This is a genomic window from Chamaesiphon sp. OTE_20_metabat_361 (assembly GCF_031364565.1).
Map to the genome: position 1 here is coordinate 1 of NZ_JANLWO010000597.1, position 4,037 is coordinate 4,037.

General features: G+C 45.2%; 2 protein-coding genes. Both read right to left on the reverse strand.

The features are described from left to right. Positions 1-2,289, reverse strand: a 2,289-nt coding sequence (locus RMO35_RS17140; protein ID WP_309742526.1) for an amino acid adenylation domain-containing protein, incomplete at its 3' end; no start/stop codon positions are given. Positions 2,290-2,653: 364 nt separating this feature from the next. After that, positions 2,654-3,913 (reverse strand): dicarboxylate/amino acid:cation symporter, encoded by a 1,260-nt coding sequence (locus RMO35_RS17145; protein WP_310411508.1) that lies wholly within the window; start codon positions 3,911-3,913, stop codon positions 2,654-2,656. Between the last annotated feature and the right edge of the window lie 124 nt (positions 3,914-4,037).

Sequence of the window (4,037 nt, forward strand, 5' to 3'; positions counted from 1 at the left end):
ACCTTTGGTTTTAATCGATACTCGATAAAATATCTTCTCTTTACAATATTCTAGTTGCTCTTTGAGTTGGAGTTTTTTTAATTCTTGGTAATGAAAGCTCAGCCATTTTCTGACTGACATTGTATCTTTATTCACTGTTGGCGACTTAATATCTACTAAGCCTAAGAAAGCCACTCTTTCGCCCATTTCGGCAAATTGTCGCGCCATCTCAAAAGCGACGATCCCACCAAAAGAGTAGCCGACCAACAAGTACGGCCCCTGCGGCTGAATGGTTTGGATCGATTTGATATAGTAACTAGCCATATCTTCTACGCAATTTAGGGGCTGTTGGCTGCCATTGATGCCGCACGATTGTAGCCCATAAATCGCTCGATTCCCCAATCTTCTCACCAAATCGTAATAGTTAAATAACGTACCACCGAGAGCATGAATGCAAAACAACGGTGGTTGTCTAGATGTACCCGCCCCGAGCAAAACTAGGGGTGAGTCAGTGACTGGAGCCGTCTGTTGACGAATAATCTCGGCAAGCTGGGCAATTGTAGGTGACTCAAACAAAACCCCCCAGGATAGACGTTTGTGCCAAATTTGCTCGATGTGGGCAAATAGTTGGAGGGCGATGAGTGAATGTCCGCCGAGATCGAAGAAGTTGTCATTAATCCCGACGGGTTGTACCCCTAGTGCGCGTTCCCAAATTTGGATTAACTGCTGTTCTAGTTCGTCGCGCGGCGGTATGGGTAGCAAATTTTTGCGACTGGGTGCTGGCAGTCGGTGGCGATCTAATTTATGATTGGGTGTCAGCGGTAGGGTATCTAAGATTTCAAAAGCCGATGGGATGGCATAGTCGGTTAATTTAGTCTTGAGAAACGATCGCACATTAAGGAGCTCGAACGTCGCTAGCAGTGGAACGATATAAGACACAATTATCCGTTCGCCTGCGGATGTACTGCTCAGCGTCCGCTCTTTACCCACTACGGCTGCTTGTCGAACAGCCGGATGCTGTCTGAGTACGGTTTCGATTTCTTCGATTTCTACCCGCATCCCGCGAATTTTGACCTGAAAATCTTGGCGTCCGATGATTTCCAAGTTGCCGTCGGGTAAGTAACGTGCCAAATCGCCAGTTTTGTAAAGTCGTTCCTGTGGATTGGCGGTAAATGGGTTGGGAATAAATTTGCGATCGTTTAATTGCGGATTGTTGGCATAACCGCGTGCTAAACTCCTACCCGCAATGCACAATTCGCCGACAGCACCAGCGGCAACAGGTGAATTGTTCTCATCGAGTAGATATAGTTGATTGTGAGGATACGGAGCGCCGACAGGGACATATCCTTCGGTACGCTCAAAGTTCTCAGGAATTGGGTAGGCACAAACACCAATCGTTTCGGTTTGACCGTAAACATTTACAATTGCTGGTGAGTTGTGAAATTGGTTTCGCACTCGTGCTAATAGTTGAGGGGTCAATAATCCACCTGAAAATATCAGTACTCTCAGATGAGAATTCATCAATTGGTATTGCAACCCGTCGAGATTGGCGATACTAACTAATATAGAGTCCCACACAGCAGCTACTGTATCGAAGATCGTAATTTTTTTAGTCTGGATTAGTTCGATTAAACTAGCTAGGTTGGTATTGTTATCTTTAGAACTAATTATTACTTTAGCACCATGAGATAGCGGTAGTAATAATTGCCTAACTGATGAGGAAAATGAAAAAGATGCTGAGAGCAAATAAACATCATCAGCTTGAATTTTGACAATCTCATCGATTGCTTGAAGATAGCACTTTACCTGCTCGATCGTAATTTGGACACCCTGGGGTTTGCCTGTAGAGCCAGATGTGTACATGACATAAGCCAAATTAGCGGGTGTTGTTGCTGCGGCTGGGAGCTGTTCGCTGGCGGTGGCGACTTGGTGCCATTGAGTATCTATTAAAAATAAATCGGTTTCGGCTGTCGTTAGATTTGCGGCTAAATGCTGTTGAGTTAAGATTAATGGTAAGTTTGTTTCGGCTAGAATCGTCTCTAATCTAGCTTGAGGATATGCTGGATCGAGTGGAATATAAGCTCCCCCAGCTTGGAGAACTCCTAAAATAGCGATCGCACTCTCGATCGAACGATCTGTATAAATTCCCACCAATACGTCGGGTTGTATTCCTCGCTTGCGGAGATAGTTTGCTAACTGATTTACGCGACTATTTAGTTGCTGATATGTTAACTGTGTCAGCGGATCTTCGATCGCAATTGCTTCAGGTTGTAGCTCTGAATACACTTGCAAAAATTCACAGATTGACATCGGCTTAATCTTGAGTTTGATGGGATTATTAATTGACTTCGATAACTCATGTCTAATTTACCTAAAAATTATCATTAGTTTATGAGTGTATTAATAAACAATTAAGGTAGCATCATTTTATAATATTTGCTACAAATTCTCAATAAGCCTGCGCGCAATTAAGCCAATTGACAAGTAGATAGCCGCTCGCTGCTAAGCTAATTTGCCGATCGGCTCTCCAGCAGTTATGGTGATAAGCAAGACTTGTTGATAGGGGAAAAGGGGAAAGGGGAAAGGTCTATGCTTCATATCCCAATTCAGCAATGCCAGATGTGCCAAAAATAGCGATGTAGTTTCCCCCAAAGCCTAAAGCCCAAAGCCTAACCTAATGCCGTAAATCTGGTTCCGGTACTAGGGGCGCTACCATTGCTTCAGCAGCAATCGGTGGTGCTGGTTCCCACAAACTCAGGAGAATCGCATTGCTACTATTGCCCACCACATTTAGTACCGTCTTAAAACCATCGGTCAATCGATCGATCCCAGCGACGATCGCAATCCCTTCGAGGGGCAATCCTGCCGCCGAGAGTACCGTTGCCATCGTAATTAGTGCCGAACCTGGAACTCCCGGTGTACTAAAAGATACTAAAAAACTACTCAGCCCGATCGTCAATAATAACGATGGGGTCAAGGGGACATGGTAAATCTGAGCGATAAAAATCGCATTAAAGCCCTGTAAAATTGTTGCCCCATCGCGTTTTAAAGCCGTCCCTAATGGTAATGCAAAGCTAGCAATCTCCGATCGCAAGCCATAATCTTCCTGCATATTTTTTAAGACCATCGGTAAGACAGCATTGGAACTTGCCGTCCCAAATCCTAGAAAGAACGACGGAATCAAGCTGCGAAAAAACTTAGCAGGTTGGGCTTTGAGTAAAACTAGTAAGATTAAATAAAATCCCGCCATAATTAGCGTGGCAATAAATAGCCCCAACACATACCAAGACAGCCGAATAATTAGTCCCAAACCTTGGGTTGCAATTGTCGAACTAATCAGGGCAAATACACCCACAGGCGCAGCATACAAAATTACCGCTAGCACTTTCTCACTGATAGTATAAATACTTTCCAATAACTCCACAAATGGCTTGGCTTGTGCCTGTGCCATTTGAATTCCCGTCCCGAATAAAGCCGCCGAAAAAATAATTTGCAGTAAATTACCACTACTGAGTGCGCCGAGTGGATTTGTCGGAATCAAACTCACCAACCAATCGATCGAATCAGGCGCGACATTCGCCGCTGTGGCTGCTGGCAGCACAAATCCCGTCACCCCCGCTCCGGGCTGCAAAAACACCGCCACCGCCATCCCGATACACAGTGAGATAAAACTCGTCACCACATAACAAGTCATCAGCTTCAACACGTATCTACCAACTTGTCCCGTCCCCTGAATCCGGTTGAGGCCCAAAATCAACGACGAAAAAATCAATGGTACCACCACAAATTGAATGATCCGCAAAAATCCTGCCCCGATTGGTGCTAATAAATATCGATCCAATGGCACGATCGCCAGCGGAAATGTCGTATTCAAGATCGTCCCAAATGCCATACCAATGGCTAGAGCTGTGAGGATTAGTGCGGACAGATTCATAGGGTAGGTGGATAGTGGATAGTGGATAGTGGATAGCGATTCGCGCACGCCTTTGTTCCCCGACGGTTTGCGACTGAAATCGCGCTGAGGTTCCCTCGTGCTAAGCGTTTCAGTCAAGACAGCG